Source organism: 'Prunus avium' virescence phytoplasma (genome assembly GCF_050916135.1).
Taxonomy (GTDB): domain Bacteria; phylum Bacillota_I; class Bacilli_A; order Acholeplasmatales; family Acholeplasmataceae; genus Phytoplasma; species Phytoplasma ziziphi.
In genome coordinates this window covers 266,378-285,715 of the sequence record NZ_CP069156.1, presented here as the reverse complement: position 1 = coordinate 285,715, position 19,338 = coordinate 266,378, and the positions used below count along the sequence as shown (strand labels likewise).

Genomic DNA, 19,338 nt, shown 5'->3' with positions numbered 1-19,338 from the left:
TGTTATTGTAATTTCGTTATTTACTTTTATATTTCTAATTCTTTTTTAGGAGTTATTTTTTTAATATCTATATGAATTATTATTGTTTCTCTTTTTTTAATTTGGATTGTTTAATTTTTCAAACATATCTATTTTATCTATAATAACGGCAAAGTTAAAAATTATTAACCATAAAAAATTCAAAACGTCTCTTGCATTAAAAACATATAAATACAAAACCATGAAAATTTTAATAAAAGTTCAACTTTTTGAATATGTTCGGTTTTTTTGTTGCTAATTAAGTTTGTAAATCATCTATTTGGCTTCAGCCCCAATATAAACGAAATAATCAAAATAACCCCATAAAATCAAACTCAAAAACTAAAAATTGAGTTTGATTTTTTTATTGTCTGGGAGAGCCCAAAACAAACGAAATAATGAAAATTATCGCCTAAAATTAAATTAAAAAGTATATATAATTTTTTTTTTTTTTTCATTTAAAATTACTATATAAAATAAGAAAAAAATTATAAAATTATATAATAAAAAAATATTTAGTTCAAATATTAAATTTTTATTTATTATTATTAAAAAGAAAATATAATTTATGAGTAATAATTGTTTCAAAAAAATAGTACTATTTATCATCCCTTTTTTGCAATAGCCGCTATAATTTGGTTTTATAAATATACAAATAATACTAAAGAAAATATAGAACCGTCATCTCCTTCTGATTTAGAATTCAAATCTGAAAAAGATAACGAAGATAAAACAAAAGAAAATAATGAAGAAAAAAAAGAAGATGAAACAATCTTCAAATGCGAACCAAAAAATCAAAAATTGAGTAACGAAAAACCAATCGAAATAAAAATAGAAGGCTTTCCAAAAAAAGACACCAAAATAATTAATTTATCAACTGATAATCTTGACCTTCGTGAAGTTATTAACGAATATAAAAGAAAAAATCAATTAAATAATGATGGGAAATATGAAGAAAATAAAATTTCAAAGAAATTAGACATTAAATCTCATAAAATTGAATTATATTTGACTAAATTTGAATTAACAAACATCTTCATTAACAAACATCTTCGAAACCGAAGAGAAAATTTATCATATTATTTGTACAAATATTGAATATAAAGAAAATTTGTGTAGACAATATAGCGATAAAATGATTGAATGGATGGATCAATGTCTCATTCAAAAGGGTAAACCTGGTCCATCAATTTCATACATACAAAGTAAAATCGGAAAAAAAAATAAAAATTAGTTCAAAAAACATAATACCAAAAGACAAATCATCGTTTATGATGAAGAAGGTAATGAATGTCGTTTACAATATCAATCATCTAATCTAATAACATATATGATGGATGACTCGAAAATTGAACTTTCTAAACAATTTTTGACTAATCATTATTATAATATTACAAAACCACCCGAAAAACCTAAAAAATTAGATTTAAATGTAAACTTTAAATAGAATTTTTATTTTTTAAATATTAAAAACAAATTCAGTTAAAATTAAATTTATAAGTTTTAATATTGTATTTTTTAAAAAAATATTTGGATATTATGATTTATATTTTTTAACATAAATTTTGTTTTATAAACCAATAAGCCCAAAATAAACAAAATAATCAAAATAACACCATAAAATCAAACTTAAAAACTAAAATTGAGTTTGATTTTTTTTATTGTCCAAACTCAGAAACAAAGGAGTAGAAAAACAAAAAATAAATTGATAAATGACAACACAAAAATTTATATATTAAAAGAATATTTTAAAATCTTAAAAACATGTTCCATTTTTAAAATGAGATTACATAAACAAGATAATAATAATTTTAATTTTGAAAAGAATACATTTTATTTAAGTTATAATTCCGTTTATGAATGTTGGGAACTTTTAGAAAAAATAAAAAAATCAAAAGAAAATTTACCTTTTGAAATTGAATTTACAGACAAAATGGATAAATATGATTATAGGTTTAATATGAAAACAAAAAAATTATTCTTAAATCAAAAAATATTTTTAGATATTTACAAAAAAATCCAAAAGGAACAAAAATTTTTATCATCTCTTAAAAAATGGTGATATATAAAAAAATAGGAGTTTTAAAAAATAAATCATTTTAAAAACAAAAAGAAAGATCAAAAAATTATGATAGAACAACAATTAATAAATACAATTTTCATAAGCGTTATAGGAGTTTTAATTTTAACAATAATTTTTATGAAAACCAAAAAAGAAAAAATTAGCTTAAGTACTTTTCAAAATAACAAAAAGAAAATTAAAAATTATCATTCAGAAATTATCAACAAAAAAATAGAAATTCAAACATTAATGAAAAATATTTTTTCATTAGATATAAATAAAAAATGAGTTTAAATTTGTAAATAAATGCATTTTTAATACTAAAAAGAATAATTAAAACAAAATAATCTTTTTTGTTTTTAGCGAAAAAAGGTTTTAAAAATAAGTAATTTTAGAGAAAGTGTAATAGAAATTAAATCATGTTATTTTGGATTATTATTAATATATCTTTCTGCTACAAAACAAAAATATAAATAAATAGCTTTCAATTCTAATAATTTTAATTATTATAGGTAAAGATATTTTTTATAAAAAAAGATTATTTTATCATTATAAAAATTAATTCGATACCTTATAAAAAAATTGAACATTGAAATTGTTTTTTTTTTTTTTTTGTTTATAATTATATTTAATATTAATTAAACTTTAATAAGCATAACTAGTATTAATTAATAGCAAATAAAAAAAGAAAGGATAAAAAATTAATTAATGAATTTTAAAGAATTTTATAACAAAAATAAAAAAATATTAATCATTGTTTTCGTTGTAATTACTATAGTTATATTGGTTTTTGTAGGACTAAAAATAATTAATAGAAGATATTGTCCCCAAAAATCAGCCCCGGACACAATACAAAATAATTCAGAAAAAGAAAATAATGGTAAAATAATTAAAAAAGGTGTTGTTAAAGATAATTCAATACAACATCAATATATAAATTTAAACCCTTTCGACATAAATTCTAGTAAAGCATTAAAAAAAGAAATTTTTAAATATCTTACAACACCCTACTTTAACTTTGATTATGAAAATAATCAAAAAATTACTGAAGGATTGTGCAAACTTGAAGTAATAGGAAAAGATGCACAAACATATAATATTAATGAAAAAAATTTAGACTCTTTTGAGAGTCCAGAATTCACTTTTACTTTAAATAAAAATATGAAATTCATAAATAATGAATTAATTACTATAAAACATATATTATTTAGTTTAGAACAATTAAAAAAAAATAGTAAATTTCAAGATTTAACGATTGAAGATAAAACTTGCCATAATGAAAATAAATTTAAAATTTCTTTTCAAAAAAATAAAACATTAAAAAACATTATAAATTTATTAAATGAAAATCTTATTTTAGTTCCAATTACTGAATATAAAAATTCTTTGAGTGATAATTTAAGCATTTCTTCTTATGGTACAAAAGAAAATTATTTTATTTCATACGGACCTTATAAAATAGATGATTTTGTCGATAATCAACTATATACATTTTCTAAAATTAATGATAGTAATAATAAATTGCAAATTTATATATGTGAAAATCAAAAAAATTTAGAACAATTATTTGATACAGAAAAAATAACAGAATTATCGTTAGATACCCCAAATACAATAGGAAAATTAAAAAAATATCAAAATAAAGATTATCAAATTCACTACATAAATGAATTGAAAAATACTAGTGATTTTCTTCGTATGACAGCTCTTTATTTAAATTATGGAGAAAACGATCCGCAAAAAAATATTTCCAAAAATATAAATTTTAGAAAAGCTTTATTTTTTGCAATCGATAGAGATAAATTATTTTATGATTTAAGCAAATGTAATGATGATAAAACAATTGTTTATGAAAAAAAAGCAATTTCTTTTTTACCAGATAAATTATTTTTACCTGGTCATCCTGATGTTATAATGAATAATATTCCGAAAAATGTTGAAAATAATGTTGAAAGTTATACATATAATCTTGAAAAAGCGAAAAATTTTTTCAACAAGCGCTTAATTCTGCAAATTTAAATAAGATTGAATTAAATATTATTTCGCCAAATCAATCAAATGTTAATGATTATAAACAAATAGCTCAATTATTACAAGAACAATTAAAAAATGCTTTCGGAGACAAAATATCAATAGAATTGAAAGATTCACAAATAAGTCCAATGCAACAATCATTACCAAAAAATAATAACATTATTGTAGTTGATGATTTAAAATATAATATAGCAAATTTACCTTTTTTCACTTCTTTAAATAAAAAAGACAAATGTAGCGAAAAAATTATTAAAACAATGCAAAAAATAGATAAAAGTGTAAATAATGAATTAACGATAGAACAATTAGAACACAAAATTTTAAATTTAAAACAAAAATACAATTATAAAAAAGAATTATTAAATATTTTTAATGAATTAGAAAAAAAATGCTATCAAGAATTAATCAACATTCCTTTGTTGATTAAACCACAAAAAATTCTTATTACAAGAACTTAAAACGCATAATTAATTTTAAAAATTTTAATATTTTTCTAAGAAAAGACAAAAAATTATTATGAATATAAATAAAACAAAATTAATGATTTATTTATTTTTGATTCTTTTAAGTATCTTTATTGCAAAGGAATTAATTGATGATTTTTTTACTAAAGGAACTAAAGTCGAAAATAATCAAATTATTCAAATGATTAAAAATTCTAATATTGAAAAGATTACTCATGAAGAACCTGGAAATAAATTATTAAATCAAAATAGAATCAAAATAAGAGCTTATACAAGAAATAAAGAAATTTTTTGGACTAAAATGGATTTTACTTTTTATTCAGGGATGATAAGTCTTTTAATAGAAAGGCCTTCAATTAAATTCGAACCTGTTTATTTTTATAATTTCAATTTTTTAAGATTTTTATTTGATATTATTCCTATTTTTTCTTCTAGTGTTTTTATTTTCTATATTATTAACAATATCAAAAAAACATCAAACAAACTTAATTCTAACCCTCTTATATCTTCGAAACAAAAATCTAGATTCACATTTAAAGATGTTGCTGGTAATGAAGAAGAAAAAGAGGAAATGAAAGAATTAATTGATTTCTTAAAAAGACCTCAAAAATATGTTGCTGTAGGAGCTAAAATACCTAAAGGTATTTTATTAGAAGGTCCTCCTGGAACAGGAAAAACCTTATTAGCGAAAGCTTTAGCTGGAGAAGTGGGAGTTCCTTTTTATGCAGTATCTGGTTCTGAATTTGTTGAAATGTTTGTCGGCGTTGGCGCTTCTCGTGTCAGAAAATTATTTAAAGAAGCTAAGAATAACGCTCCTTGTGTGCTCTTTATTGATGAAATAGATGTTTTAGGCGGCAAAAGAAGTGGTTTTTCAGGAGGGCCTCAAGAAACAAATCAAACCCTCAACCAATTATTAACTGAAATGGATGGGTTCTCGCAATATCAAGGAATCATTATTATTGGAGCTACTAATAGAGCTGATATGTTAGATGCGGCTTTGTTAAGACCAGGAAGATTCGATCGAATCTTTAAAGTAGGTTTACCTGATGTAAAATCGCGAGAATCTATTTTAAAATTACATGCTCGTAATAAAAAAGTTGCTCCAGAGATTAATTTTCATCAATTAGCGAAACAAACCCCTTATATGAGTGGAGCTCAATTAGAAGCTGTTTTAAATGAAGCTTCTATTTTAACAGTCAGAAATCAAAAAGAAATGATTACAATGGAAGAACTAGAAGAAGCGATTGATAGAGTACTTATGGGTCCAGCTAAAAAATCCATTAAATATACTGAAGAAGAAAGAAAAATGGTCGCTTACCATGAAGCGGGACACGCAGTCATTGGTTTAAAATTAGAACATGCTCAAAAAGTTCAAAAAATAACTATCATTCCAAGAGGTTCAGCAGGCGGTTATAACTTAATGTTACCTGAAAAAGAAACCTTCTTTTCTTCTAAAAAAAGAATGTTAGCAAATATCGTTTCTTATTTAGGCGGTAGAGTAGCTGAAGAATTAGTTTTTGACGATGTTTCTAATGGAGCTTGTGAGGATTTTAAACAAGCTACTAAAATATCTAGTTTGATGGTGACTAAATATGGAATGAGTGATTTAGGTGTTTCTCAAGATTCTGATTTTTCTGATAAAAAAACGATTGATATAGAAATTAAAAAAATAGTAGACGAATGTTATCAAGAATGCCGAAAAATTATTAAAGAAAATAAATCTTTATTAGATAAAATAACTAATTTATTATTAGAAAAAGAAACTATTAATAAAGAAGAAATAGATAAATTAACAATTGTTTAAAATATTTAATTAAATTTATTTAGTAATTTTTTGAAAATTTTATTATTCATTCGAATATAATTTAAATTTTTTATTTTTTTGATAGAATATAAAAAATAAAAAGTTTTTTTGAAAAATATAAATTTAAATTTAATTAAATTTTTGCCCAATCTATAAAATTTATTTTTAAAACAAAAAAATAATTTAATATTTATATTTAAATAAAAAAACCTTAACTTTTGAATTTAGTGTTTTTTTATAAAACAAACATTTAATAAATACAAAATATATTTTATCAATATTAAAATTATTGTTAATGTTTATATAATCTAATTTTAAAAACTAAAAGTATATTTAAAAATTTTCGCCAGTATTCTAAAATAAAGTTTTTTATGTTTGCGTTTGTTAATTTATTTTTAATTTTAGGTCTCCTTTGTTTCTAAGTTTGGACAATAAAAAAATAAAACTCAAATTTTAGTTTTTTGAGTTTTATTTTTAGTTTTTATTTTAATTATTTCGTTTTTTCGAGTTAAAGAAAAAAAATAAAAAACTCTTTATTTTTTTCTTATCCTATATGTTTTTTTAAAAAAACATATAGGATTTTTCTTTATATGAAATGTTTTCTTTTAGTTATTTTTTTAATTTAAATTAATAAATGATTTAAATAATATTTTTTTCGAAATCGATAGTTTTGTAATAAATCCTTTTCTAAATTTTGTTTTTCATCTAATAAAGAAAGAAAAGAAGCTATTTTGTTTTGTTCTGAGAGAGAAGGCAAATATAATAATATTTTTTCACTAAAATTTGTTTGTAAACCTGGATTTGCTGTTCCTATTTTATAATTTTTAATTTGATTTTCTAATTTTTTTAAATAATAAAAAAGAAATAATGTATTATTTTTGGATTTTAATTCATTTTTTATATTAATTAAAAAAGAACTATCACTACACCAAAAAGGTCTATTATGATAAAAAACATAACCAATACTACCGAAACAAATAATAGTAATAGTATTTTTACCAGCATTATATTGATGATAAAATCCCAAGGGTTTTTGACCACCACTAATAACTGGATATTGATTTATTTCATTCAATTGTGTTGATAATTGTTTTTTAAGAAGACGTTTTCCTCTTTTTATTTCAACTAACTCTTTTAATTTATAACAATGATATTCTTTTTTTTCAAACTCTGGAAATCTTAATTGTCTTTCTATTAATTGATTTAAATAATATTTTTGGTGTAATTCTATATCCTTAATAATTTCACTTTGTATTTTAATTCTTTCATCTAATAAAGAAAGAAAAGAAGCTATTTTGTTTTGTTCTTGAAGGGATAATGGATACAGAATAGAAAAACTTTCTAAAGATTTTTTAGAAATATTTTTTAATCCTGTTCCATAACCTAATTTTTTTAAACAAAATTCATTTTTTTTTAAATAATGAAATAAATAACTATAATTTATCTTTTGAAGACATTTAATTAATTTAAAAGCATGAGCGCCACACCAAAAAGGAACTTGATGATAGTGAACATAACCACAATTACCTCCTTGACTAATGGTAATTGTATTCATGGGAGTATTAAATTGAGAATAATAACCAGATGGTTTATTACCGCCATTCATGACATAATATTTCCCATGAGTTTGAAATTTAGTACGATTTAACTGTTCACCTGTTTTTATTTCAACTAACTCTTTTAATGTAACTTCTTTTAAATAAGATTGTTCTTCCCATTCTTTTTCAAACTCTGGAAATCTCAAATGGGGACACTTAAGGAATTGTTTATCAGGAATATTTTATTTTTCTCTTAATTCTTTTCCAAGTTATAAATATTTTAAAATAACTACGTTCATATTAATATTTAGTTTAAGTTAATAAAAATAATGTATATGAGATAAAAAAATGTATTAAATTAAAGTTTGTAACATTTTTTCTAAAGATTTTTTTTTAGTTTCATAATTCGGATGAACATATAAATTTAAGGTAGTTTTGATATCGCGATGCCCTAATAAAGAACTAATTGTTTTATAATCAATTTTAGTTTCTACTAAACGAGTTGCGAAACTATGTCTTAAACCATGGAAATTAATAAATGGAATTTTTAATTTTTTTAAAAGTCTTTCGTAATATTTACGAAATACACGTGGTTCAATTGGCTTTTTATTATTTGAAAGAATAAAAAAAGTAGAACATAAATTTTTTTTTAAAGGTGTTAATAAATGAAACAAAAAAGATGATAAAGGGATTTCACGATGAGATTGAGGGGTTTTTGCTTCATTTAAAATTAATTCTGTTTTTGCTTTTTGCGGGTTAACAATCATTGATCTTTGAAGTGTTTTTGAAATACAAAAAAGTTTTCGTTTAAAATCAATATCTTTCCATTTTAAAGCACAAATTTCCCCAATTCTTATTCCTGAAGATAAAACAATTAAAAGTCCTAAATTTTGAAAAGTAAAATTTTTTTTTTAAATAAGTCATTAATTTTCTTTGGTCTTTACGTGGTAAAACTTTAATACGCGTTTTATAAGAAGAAAGAGGAAAATGTAATTGAAATTCTATTAATGGCCAATGATAATTTTTTTGTGCAAATTTTAAAATCATTTTTAAAAGAACAATGAGATCCTTTCAATGTTTTATTTTTTAAACCCTTCTGATGTTTTAATAAAATAAAATTTTGCACTTCTTGTTCTGTAAGATGATAAGAATTACCAAAAACAGGGATAAAATGTTTTTTAATATTGAAATAATAAATTGAAACGGAAGATTTTTTAATATATAAAGCTTTTTCTTTTAAAAAAAGTGGAACAACTTCTTGGAAAGACAAGGGATAAGAATTCATTTTTTTAACTCCTTTTGTTATAATTTAGTTATTATTTTTTTAGACTTATATTTCATTTGACGATGATTATGGTTGGTAATGTCAATAAAAAAACACATTTTTTCTACAAAAAAACAACTTAATTTTAATTTTTTTTATTTATAAAAGAAATTAAGTTTGTACATCAAAAAAGAGAAACCCATCATAATTCGATTACAAACTATTTTTTTAATTAACTTGCATATCTTTTCTTCTTTCTTTAACCAACTTTATTTCTCGTTAAACCTTTCTCTTTTTGAAAATTAGCTTGTTTTTTTATATTAAATAAAAATATTCGGGTTTTTTAATTAACAGTTTATACGTCTTATTAAGGACGGATATTGTTATTCTCAAACCAGAATTTATTTTTTTAACTTTCTCCAAAAATCAAAGAATAAATAAGAGCATTTGTTTGTAAAAAAATATTTTTATAATTTTCATCATTCTTGGAATCATTTTATTTTCAATTGTATTGACGAATAAAGTTACAATAATAATCTAAATTTATTTTTTTTAATATAAATATTATTTTATCATTAATTAAAAAAATATTTTTTTTATGTTAAAGTTGCCCTAATGAAGCTTTGTTTATAAATATTTTATAATATGAGTTTAACTTTTTTTTGTAAACTCGAAATCCTCAATTAATAATCAAAAAAATATCATAAAAAATAAAATGATTTCAATAATGGAAAAGATACTTTTTATTTTAAATATCTTAATTATATTAAGAAAAAAATAATTTAAATTGAATAAGCATTTCATTTTCTTAAGATCTTATTTTATTTGAATTATCTAAATTAAAAAAAGAATTTTGATTATTTTTTTCACAATATTAATTTTAGACTTTTGGATCATGTTTCATATTATAAGATGTTTTTTCTTTTTTTGACTGAAATAAAAAAAGACTTTTATTTTGGGTCATTGCCATAATTATAAAATATATCTTATTTTGTCAAATATACATGTATTTTCAAAAAATAAAAATCGAGATAAAATAAGAATATTATTTAGTTATCTTTATTTCAATAATATTTCAAAAATTTCCGAATAAACGTTAAAATTGTTTTTTTTTTTTTTTGTTTTATAATTGTATATTATAAATAAATTGATTCAAAAGATTTTAAATGTAAATGTGGTAAACAAATTATCATTATATATTATGATTTTTATAAGTATTTTTTTTATCAATTTACGGGAAGAAATTTATTTGAATAATAATGGAATATTTTATTTGAAAACAATTACTATAAATTAAAAAAATAATAATAAACTTAAAAATAATTTAATAATAAAAAAATTTAAAAAAGAGGATATCTCAATGTTATACGAAAAAAAATTAGAAGATAAAGCTTTTCAAAAATTGATATCTTTAGGTTATGAAGAAGTTATAATTAAAAATCGAGAAGATTTAACAAAGAATTTTCAAAACCAATTTTTAAAATATAATTTAGATAATCAAATCGATTCAAATTTTACTAATATCAATCAATTACATAAAAATTGGTTTGATGATTTAGAATATATTCTTTTTAATGATAACAAAATAAAAAATGTTTTAGACACTTTTGAGCCGCTTCGAGAAAAACATAATGTCAAAATGCGTGATTCTAAAAAAGGTTTTTTATTAGAATTATTTAATAAAAAAGATTGGTGTAAAAATCTTTTTCAAGTAGCACGCCAAGTAGTCATGGAAGACCTTCAAAATAATCAAAACAACGCTCGTTATGATTTAGTTTTATTTATTAATGGTTTACCTTTAGTCTTAATAGAATTAAAAAAACAATGGCAAGGTCTAAAAGAAGCTTTTAATCAAATTAAAGATTATTCTTCGAATTTTCAAAGTTTGTTTCGTTATATTGAAATTTTAATTATTTCTGACGGAAATGAAACTGAATATTTCGCCAATCAACCTCAAGAAAAATCTAATTTATTAAATAGATATCGTTTTCAATGGACTAATTTTGATTATCAATATATGAATAATCTTATTGTTTTTATTGATGATTTTTTAAAACCTTGTCGTTTAGCTCAAATTATCGCTCGTTATATTTTTTCACATGAAGACAAAAAAAGTTTATTAATCATGCGTCCTCACCAAATACATGCTACAGAAACGTTATTAAAATTAGCCGAAGACACAGGAAATAATGGTTATATTTGGCATACTACCGGTTCTGGAAAAACTTTTACTTCTTTCGCTTTATGTGATATTCTACAATCAACAACAAATGCACAAGTCTTTTTTTAACTGATCGAAAAGAATTAGATTTCCAAACTTTCCAAGAATTTTATAGTTTTAACGAAAAGTCAATACAAAAAATTGAAACTACAAAAGCTTTAATTCAATATTTTCAAGAACCTTCTAATAAAATTGTTGCTACTTTGATTCATAAAATGTATAAATTAACTCAAATGTCTCAAAATAGAAAACTTTTAGAAAAATGGCGTCAAAAAAACATTTTTTTTATTATCGACGAATGTCATCGCACCCAATCTGGTTCCATGCATAATACTTTGAAAAATACTTTTCCTGAAGCTCGTTTTTTTGGCTTTACAGGAACTCCTTTATTTAAAGATCATATCCTCAAAAATGAAAAAAGTACAGAAGAACTTTTTGGTGGTGATTATAAACATAGTTATACTATGTATAACGCTTTAAAAGAAACAACCAATTGTAAATGTATTTTACCTTTTTGTATCCGTTATTTACCAAAAAAATACAAAGACCTAGATTCTAAAGTTCAATATATTTTAGATAATCATAATGACATTTCACAAAACCGCAAATATAACGCTATATTAATAGCTCAAGATATAAAACATTTATTAAAATATTATGAACTTTTTCAAAAAAAATTAAAAGAAGATCCGAATCTTCATTCCTTCAAAATAGCAGCCATTTTTAGCAATAATATTGATTTAAAAGAAAATTCAAATCAAGAACAATCTATTTCAGAAAAACAATTAGACAAAATCATTAAAGAATACGATCCTAGTTCTGATATCAAAAATTATCATCAAATTATTTTAAAAGATATGAAAGAAAACAAAATTAATATCTTAATTGTAGTACGTATGTTTTTAACAGGATTTGATTCTCCTTTATTAAACGCTTTATATGTAGATCGTCCTTTACAAAAACATGAATTATTTCAAGCTTTTTCTCGTACTATTCGTAAAGACAATGATAGATTTAAACCATATGGTAATATTTATTGTTTTCAAACTACTAAAGAAGATGTTGATGATTCTTTAAAAATATTCGCTTCCAATGGCCATAATGATAAAGATAACATTATCGTTAAGAAAAGTTATACTGAAGCAAAAGAAGAATATAATCGAACAAGTGAAGATTTTCGCCAATTCGCTCCTGATCCTCAAACGGTAAATCAAGAAATTATCGGTTATTCAAAAAAAGAAAATGAATATTTAAAAAAATTTAATGATTTAAAGAAAAAAAGAAAAAATTTAAAAACATATCAACCAGAATTTAATAAAGATGTCAAGAATAATAATTTTCATATCAACGAAGAAGATTTTTTTAATTATCAAAGTAAATATAGAAAAATCAAAGACGGAAAACATCAAAAAATAAATACATCCTCATCAACAACCTTTGAAGAAAAAAAAGAAAAATTTCGAAAATTTATTGAAGATTTACGTCAAATAACTCCTAAGCCGGAAGATGTTTATGATTTAAAAAATGAAAACAAAGATATATTTATCAAGCTTGTTAATGTTATCGATAATCAACTTGAAATAATGCGTCCTAAACCAAGTTTTAATATAAATGAATTTTCTTTGTCAGAGGAAGAATTAAAACTTTATCAACAAAAAAGAGACCAATTAGAAGAAGAAGAGAAAGAAAGAGAATTTATTATAGATTTAGATTATTTAGATAATTTAGATAATTTATATAATTTATTTAATAATGTATTTAAACTTCGTGATACACTTAAACTTTCCGAATCGTCGTATAAAAAAGATGTTAACGATAAATCCCAAATTCTCTTTAAAATAGAAGAACAGATATCATTATGCAATTTCACGTCTAATCAGAAAAAATTATTACAAAAATATTTTAGTTCTGATTCTTTTTTTGATTATTTTCAATCTATAAAACAAGAATCAAATAATAAATTAATTAAACATTATTATAACTTTATCGAAAAAACTCAAGAATCGGAATTAAAAGAAAAAGCGAATGAATTAGGTTTACCATTAGAAGAATTAAAAGACATTATCGAATACCAACAATTTGGCGCAGACGAGAGTTCTATTAGGCGTTATATTCATAAAATTTTAGGTAATAAAACGATAGATGCTTATCGAAAAAATAATCTTCAATTGCTAAATATCCCAAAATATAAATTAAAAATGAAATTAAAAGATTTAATTTATGATTTTATAAAACATTTTATTAAAAAATATTACTCTGAAAGGAAAATTAACCGTTTATGAATGAAACAAATAAATTAATTAATTTAAAAACTTCTTTATGGAAAATGGCTTGTAATTTACGCGGTAACATGGACGCTTTTGAATTTAAAGACTATATTTTAGGACTTTTATGTTTTCGTTTTTTATCAGAAAAATTAGAAAAATATTTAAAAGAAGAAGAAATAGAAGATTATGAAAAAGAATATCAAGATTCGGACTGTCAAAAATTATTAAAAGAAAAATTAAGTTTTTATCTTAAACCAGAAGAGTTGTGGTCTCATTTCATCTACCTCATTCAAAATAAAAAAGAAGATTTTAATTATAAACTATTAATGAATGCTTTTGCTTCTATTGAAGAAACTTCTAAAAATACTAATTATCGTGATGTTTTTAATAATTTATTCTCTATTATTGATTTAGATAATAATAAAATTGGTAAAACAACTTCAGATAAAAATGATTTATTAAGTAATTTAATGAGAAAAATTGATAATTTGTGTCCTTATGAAAGTTTTTGTAGTGATTATTTAGGAGATATTTATGAATATTTAATTGGAGAATTTGCGGCTTCAGCAGGTAAAAAAGCGGGAGAATTTTTTACTCCAATAGCTGTGTCTGCTTTAATGGCTGAAATGGTAACTTCAAATCAAGTTCTCAATCCTTCAACAAGTAATTTAAAAATTTATGATCCTACTTGCGGGAGCGGATCTTTGTTGTTACAAGTGGTTCGAAAAATCAAAAGTAAAAATAATATTGTTAAAAATGCCAAAAATTCTATTATCATTTGTGGTCAAGAGCTAAACGATACTACTTATAATTTAGCTCGAATGAATATGTTAATGCATGCTATTGATTATTTTGAAATCAAATTATATCTTGGAAATACTTTGACTAATTTTTTTCAATCTGAAGAACATCCTCATCGTGAAATTGTAGAAAAAGAAGGCGGTTTTTCAATTATTGTCGCTAATCCTCCTTATAGCCAAACGTGGCGTCAAGACTCTGTTAATCAAAGTGTTCTTTTTCAAACAGACGAACGTTTTTCAGGTTACGGAGGATTAGCGCCTAAAAATAAAGCGGATTGGGCTTTTGTTCAACATATGATTTATTGTTTAAAAGACGAAGGGGTTTGCGCGGTCGTTTTACCACATGGAATTTTATTTAGAGAGAATGCAGAAGGTTTAATTAGGAAACATATTTTAGAAAAAGGATATATAGACGCTGTTATTGGTTTACCAGAAAAAATTTTTTATGGTACGAGTATCGCAACTTGTATTTTAATTATTAGAAAATGTAAAAAAGACAATAATGTCTTATTTATTGATGCTTCACAAGAATATAGTCCTGGAAAACAAAATACTTTAAGCGAAAATAATATTCAAAATATTTTAAAACTTTATTTAGATCGAAAAAAAATAAATAGCCTTTCTTATGTCGCTTCTATAGAAGAAATCAAACAGAATAATTATGATTTGTCTATTAATCATTATATTACCTCCGAAACAAAAGAAGAAAATATTGATATCGTCGAAATAGAGAAAAATATTATTACCTTAGAAAATCAAAAAAAAGCAATAGAAAAAGAAATAAATAATTATTTAAAAGAATTAAGAGAAAAATAAAATATGCCTGATAAACAATTCCTTAAGTGTCCCCCTTTGAGATTTCGAGAGTTTGAAAAAGAATGGGAAGAACAATCATTAAATAAATTTCTTAAAGAAAGAAAAGAAAAAAGTACTGTTTTAAATCAATATAAAATAGCCAGTGTATCCGCTAAAAAAGGTTTAATATTACAAGAAGAACGTTTTTTGAAAAAAATAGCTAGTAAAAATGATATTGGTTATAAAATTGTAGGTTCTAATAATTTAGTTGTTTGCCCACAAAATTTGGATAGAGGCACCATTTGTATTAACCTTGATTTAGGAAAAGTATTAGTTTCCCCTTCTTATAAAGTTTATTTAATTAATTATTCTTTTATTTCTGTTTTATTTTTATTTTTTGCTATTCGTTCACGAAAAAATAATGAAATATTTAAATTAATAATTAAAAAAGGAACTTCGAGTGGCAGAGTTGTCACGGATATGCAAAAATTTTTAAAATTAAAATTTTATATCCCTTCTCTTTCAGAACAAAACAAAATAGCTTCTTTCTTAATTTTATTAGATGAAAGAATTAAAATACAAAGTGAAATTATTAAGGATATAGAATTACGCCAAAAATATTATTTAAATCAATTAATGGAAAGACAATTAAGATTTCCAGAGTTTGAAAAAGAATGGGAAGAACAATCTTATTTAAAAGAAATTGCGTTTATTATTTTTGGTACAAATCCAAAAAATAAATTTTATTCTTGTGATACGAATAATTTTAAAAAAATTAATCAAATAAAATTTGAATGTCTTAAATCTGGCCAAATAAGAGGATTAGACGAATTTAATCTTAAAATAAGATATTATTCAACTGAAGATATCAAAATATCTTACGATAAATTATTACAAGAAGAAGATCTTATTTTAAATAAACAAGGTAAGGGTACTGCTGGTCGTATTGGGTTTTTCCGACATTCCATTTTCAAATATTCAACGATTATTAATTCATGTGGTTGTATTATTCGCGCTAATAAAACAATTATAAATTCTCGTTATTTATTATATTTTATGAATTCTGAATATATAGGATTTAAGAAATTACATGATATGGCTGTCGGTACTACAGGACAAGTACAAATTCCAGTTGAAAAAATAAAAAATTTAATAATAAAATATCCTAGTTTACAACAACAACAAAAAATAACTGCTTTCTTATCTTTATTAGATGAAAAACAAAATTTAGAAAAGAATTTATTACAAAACTATCAACTTCAAAAACAATATTATTTAAATAATTTATTAATTTAAATTGAAAAAAATAACTAAAAGAAAATATTTCATATAAAGAAAAATCCTATATTTTTTGTAAAAAAACATATAGGATAAGAAAAAAATGAAGAGTTTTTTATTTTTTTTCTTTAACTCGAAAAAACGTAATAATCAAAATTAATACCTAAAATCAAACTAAAAATTGAGTTTGATTTTTTTTATTGTCAAAACTCGGAAACAAAGGAGCGAAAAAACAAAAAATAAATTGATAAATTACAACACAAAAATTTATATATTAAAAGAATGTTTTAAAATCTTAAAAACATTTATAATTTTCAAAATTAGATTACATAAACAAGATAACAACAATAGAAAATTTACCTTTTTTGAAATTGAATTTACAGACAAAATGGAAAATAAATATGATTATAGGTTTAATATGAAAACAAAAAAATTATTCTTAAATCAAAAAATATTTTTAGATATTTACGAAAAAATCCAAAATGAACAAAAATTTTTATTATCTCTTGAAAAATGGTGATATATAAAAAAATAGGAGTTTTTAAAAATAAATCATTTTGATTAATCTTTTTTAATTTGTAAATCATATAATAAAATATTTTCATGATTTTTTTCAAACCAAGGCGATTCGTTTTTACTCGTTTTCGGGAATAAAAAATTATAAAAAAAATAAAATAAATTTCTTATATTAATATTTATTATTGGTAAGTTTAACACCATTTCTCCCTTATCATTTTTGTTAGTAAATAATTGTAAAAAAGAATATATTTTTTTAGATTTGTTCGACTTAAGATTTTTTTCTGCACCTTTTTCCAAATCACTTAATTTTTTCAATAATTCTATCTCCAATAATTTAGAATCGATTTGTGATACATCATTATTATTTTCTATTGTTTCTATTTTTTTTAAGATTAAATTAGTGGTCATAGTTTTGGATTTGTTTAAGACTTTCTTTATTAATTTTTTATGTTTTTCAGAACATTTTTCATCAAAATAAGATTCTACAAGAAAATTAATATTGATATCTTCCCTCTTCTTTTTCGTATTTTTTTCATCCATATATAAACAATTTTCATATTTACATTCATGATTTCTATATATTTTGAGAATTTCATTTTTAATTTTTTTAATTTCTTCAATTTTTTTTGAATTTTTAATATCAAAATCTATATTTAGAAGAATATTATAATAAGGCATTTGTTTTTGATACGTTTTTTTGCTATTTGATATTATATTCCGTATTTCAGAACATATGTTCTTATAATTATCTATATCTTCAACAAAAATTTTCTCACACTTTTTAATTTTTTCTTTTTGCTCTTTTTCTACTTCTTTATATTTTTTTTGAAAAATTTCTTTCATAAGTTTATATATAATCATATCATTCTTCCAAGAAATAAAAAATTTATTATTGATTTGTTCTTTTATATCTTTACAAATATTTTCTACAATTGTTTGTTTATTTTTTTGTTTATTTGTTGTATTTATATTTTCATTTATCTTTTTCTGAAATTGGCACTTCTGAGAAGGATGTTGTATTACTAAAAAAAGAAATTTTTCTATTATATAATTATATCTACATATAAAACCAAAACCTTTATTTTTTAAATCCTTTAAGGCGTCATTTTTAAAGGTTTCATAATATGTTTGAAGATATTTTTTAAAATATTCTTGACATTCTGTGCATTTTGAAATATTTTCTTTAATATAGTTTAATTGCTCTTTTGAAATGTCGATAAAAGCTTTTACCAAATAGAGAAAATATGTTGATTTGTTTTGCTTGTCGTTATTGTTTAAAAATTCATTTAAGTTTTTTTGATTATCTAGTAATGTTTGTTGTGCATCAAGAAACTTTTTTTCTTTACATTGTAATAATGTCAATTGTTCTATATTATTTTTTAATTCAACTATATCTTTATCTTTTTCATTATCTTTTAATTCAAAATTATGAATTTGTTCTAAACAATATTTAATCCGTTTATAATAATTAAAATAAGATCGTTTGTTTGTAACTTTTTGTGTTATTTCCTTTAATTCATTACTTATTTCGAAAGGTAATTTTATATTTTCTTTCGAATCATTGTCATTTTGAACATTATAAAGTAAATTATAATGAGAAATATTTTGATTGCCGTGATATAAATCACATCTTAATTGATATAACAAGTTTTTTGAAAAAAAACTATCTTCTTCTTTTTTAATATTTTTAATGTCTTTATTTAGATATTTTTTTTCTATATCTTTCAAAAATTCTTTATAATGTTCTTCACTTTTATTCTTTGCATCTATGTTTTGAATATTATAACAAAGTTCTGGCCAAGAAAGCATTGTTGATAAAGCGCTTATTGAAGTATTTTCTGTTTGATTGTCTAATATTGATCTTACTGATTTTATAAAAGTAATAATAATATTTCTATTATAATTAATCTCTTGTTCTTGATCTTTTTTACAGGTTTTATTATTGTTATCTTTATAAATATTTACATATATTTCTTCTTCAAATTGATATTCATCATTTAAAAATTTTAACTTTAAGTTGTCGAGTTCTATACAAAATTTAAACCCGATAATACTTTTTTGTCTGTCCTTATTGATTGAAAAAAATATTTTAATATCTCGATTTGACATTTTGATTTCTGCATAAAAAATTTTGTTATCAGCTTTAATCATTTTTTTAAAATAATAATAACAATCTTCTTGATGTATTTTTAAATGTTTAATAATATTTGTTTTAATATTTTCTTTTATATTCGGAACTTCTGTTTTAACCAACAATTTTATAATATTTTTCAC

The 19,338-nt window shown here is 21.7% G+C and carries 13 protein-coding genes and 1 pseudogene; 10 read left to right on the top strand and 4 right to left on the bottom strand.

Annotated features, from left to right (window positions below):
* The first annotated feature begins 597 nt into the window (after window positions 1-597).
* From JNO41_RS01310 to ftsH, 6 genes are all read left to right on the top strand, one after another.
* Window positions 598-1,116 (top strand): hypothetical protein, encoded by a 519-nt coding sequence (locus JNO41_RS01310; RefSeq protein ID WP_432729617.1) that lies wholly within the window; start codon window positions 598-600, stop codon window positions 1,114-1,116.
* Between the two features lie 682 nt (window positions 1,117-1,798).
* Complete coding sequence (locus JNO41_RS01305) at window positions 1,799-2,080, top strand: hypothetical protein (protein WP_152031106.1); 282 nt, start codon at window positions 1,799-1,801, stop codon at window positions 2,078-2,080.
* A gap of 66 nt (window positions 2,081-2,146) precedes the next feature.
* Complete coding sequence (locus JNO41_RS01300; protein ID WP_121464096.1) at window positions 2,147-2,368, top strand: hypothetical protein; 222 nt, start codon at window positions 2,147-2,149, stop codon at window positions 2,366-2,368.
* Between the two features lie 420 nt (window positions 2,369-2,788).
* Entirely contained in the window at window positions 2,789-4,099 is a 1,311-nt protein-coding gene (locus JNO41_RS01295) for an ABC transporter substrate-binding protein (RefSeq protein ID WP_432729615.1), read from the top strand.
* Window positions 4,100-4,242: 143 nt separating this feature from the next.
* Complete coding sequence (locus JNO41_RS01290; RefSeq protein WP_432729613.1) at window positions 4,243-4,572, top strand: hypothetical protein; 330 nt, start codon at window positions 4,243-4,245, stop codon at window positions 4,570-4,572.
* 58 nt (window positions 4,573-4,630) lie between these two features.
* A complete protein-coding gene (gene ftsH / locus JNO41_RS01285; RefSeq protein ID WP_121464094.1) occupies window positions 4,631-6,382 on the top strand; it encodes an ATP-dependent zinc metalloprotease FtsH in 1,752 nt (583 codons plus the stop codon).
* A 622-nt stretch (window positions 6,383-7,004) separates the two neighbouring features.
* On the opposite strand, the gene JNO41_RS01280 is transcribed toward ftsH, so the two are convergent.
* The 3 genes from JNO41_RS01280 to JNO41_RS01270 all read right to left on the bottom strand — a co-directional run bounded on the left by JNO41_RS01280 (window position 7,005) and on the right by JNO41_RS01270 (window position 9,205).
* Entirely contained in the window at window positions 7,005-8,126 is a 1,122-nt protein-coding gene (locus JNO41_RS01280; RefSeq protein WP_121464093.1) for a restriction endonuclease subunit S, read from the bottom strand.
* A 147-nt stretch (window positions 8,127-8,273) separates the two neighbouring features.
* The gene (locus tag JNO41_RS01275) at window positions 8,274-8,762 is read right to left on the bottom strand and encodes a site-specific integrase (RefSeq protein ID WP_236628368.1); all 489 of its coding nucleotides are present in this window, start codon (window positions 8,760-8,762) and stop codon (window positions 8,274-8,276) included.
* A 125-nt stretch (window positions 8,763-8,887) separates the two neighbouring features.
* Complete coding sequence (locus JNO41_RS01270) at window positions 8,888-9,205, bottom strand: hypothetical protein (RefSeq protein WP_121464091.1); 318 nt, start codon at window positions 9,203-9,205, stop codon at window positions 8,888-8,890.
* A gap of 1,339 nt (window positions 9,206-10,544) precedes the next feature.
* Between JNO41_RS01270 and JNO41_RS01265 the strand changes: the two are divergent.
* From JNO41_RS01265 to JNO41_RS01250, 4 genes and pseudogenes are all read left to right on the top strand, one after another.
* Window positions 10,545-12,482, top strand: a pseudogene (locus JNO41_RS01265) (type I restriction endonuclease).
* Window positions 12,483-12,484: 2 nt separating this feature from the next.
* On the top strand, window positions 12,485-13,687 hold the full coding sequence (locus JNO41_RS01260) for a type I restriction endonuclease subunit R, EcoR124 family (RefSeq protein ID WP_420885404.1): 1,203 nt from the start codon (window positions 12,485-12,487) through the stop codon (window positions 13,685-13,687).
* The gene (locus tag JNO41_RS01255; RefSeq protein ID WP_121464088.1) at window positions 13,684-15,288 is read left to right on the top strand and encodes a type I restriction-modification system subunit M; all 1,605 of its coding nucleotides are present in this window, start codon (window positions 13,684-13,686) and stop codon (window positions 15,286-15,288) included. The genes JNO41_RS01260 and JNO41_RS01255 overlap by 4 nt, the downstream gene beginning before the upstream one ends.
* A 3-nt stretch (window positions 15,289-15,291) precedes the next feature.
* Window positions 15,292-16,563: a restriction endonuclease subunit S gene (locus JNO41_RS01250; protein WP_121464087.1), complete on the top strand. Its 1,272-nt coding sequence runs from the start codon at window positions 15,292-15,294 to the stop codon at window positions 16,561-16,563.
* A gap of 543 nt (window positions 16,564-17,106) precedes the next feature.
* On the opposite strand, the gene JNO41_RS01245 is transcribed toward JNO41_RS01250, so the two are convergent.
* On the bottom strand, window positions 17,107-19,338 hold the full coding sequence (locus JNO41_RS01245; protein ID WP_121464085.1) for a hypothetical protein: 2,232 nt from the start codon (window positions 19,336-19,338) through the stop codon (window positions 17,107-17,109).

Excerpts from the sequence above, each read along its gene's own strand:
- JNO41_RS01255 (WP_121464088.1), top strand. The coding sequence starts at position 13,684 with ATGAATGAAACAAATAAATTAATTAATTTAAAAACTTCTTTATGGAAA.
- JNO41_RS01300 (WP_121464096.1), top strand. The coding sequence starts at position 2,147 with ATGATAGAACAACAATTAATAAATACAATTTTCATAAGCGTTATAGGA.
- JNO41_RS01250 (WP_121464087.1), top strand. The coding sequence starts at position 15,292 with ATGCCTGATAAACAATTCCTTAAGTGTCCCCCTTTGAGATTTCGAGAG.
- JNO41_RS01305 (WP_152031106.1), top strand. The coding sequence starts at position 1,799 with ATGAGATTACATAAACAAGATAATAATAATTTTAATTTTGAAAAGAAT.
- ftsH (WP_121464094.1), top strand. The coding sequence starts at position 4,631 with ATGAATATAAATAAAACAAAATTAATGATTTATTTATTTTTGATTCTT.
- JNO41_RS01270 (WP_121464091.1), bottom strand. The coding sequence starts at position 9,205 with ATGAATTCTTATCCCTTGTCTTTCCAAGAAGTTGTTCCACTTTTTTTA.
- JNO41_RS01295 (WP_432729615.1), top strand. The coding sequence starts at position 2,789 with ATGAATTTTAAAGAATTTTATAACAAAAATAAAAAAATATTAATCATT.
- JNO41_RS01290 (WP_432729613.1), top strand. The coding sequence starts at position 4,243 with ATGCAACAATCATTACCAAAAAATAATAACATTATTGTAGTTGATGAT.